This window comes from Desulfocicer niacini (assembly GCF_054657595.1).
The window spans coordinates 1-239 of the sequence record NZ_BAAHYK010000234.1; the positions used below are offsets into that span (position 1 = coordinate 1).

A 239-nucleotide genomic window follows, 5' to 3' on the forward strand; every position below is an offset into this window, starting at 1 on the left:
GTGCAGCACCTGTACCGGAGCATGGATTTTCTGCTTGCACATGAAGCTGCCATCCAGGAAAAGGTTTTCTGGGCCACCGCGCACTTGCTGAACTTCACTGTGGATCTGATATTTTTCGATACCACCAACACCTACTTTGAAATGGAAGATCCCGGAGACTCTGACCTGCTGGCATATGGCAAATCCAAACACAAGAGAGACGATTTGCCTCAGGTCACCATCGGGTTGGCTGTTACCAG

Annotated in this window: 1 pseudogene; it reads left to right on the forward strand. The window is 50.2% G+C overall.

The features are described 5' to 3' along the window. A pseudogene (locus ACYQ2M_RS25540) lies at nucleotides 1-239 on the forward strand (IS1634 family transposase); the annotation flags it as partial.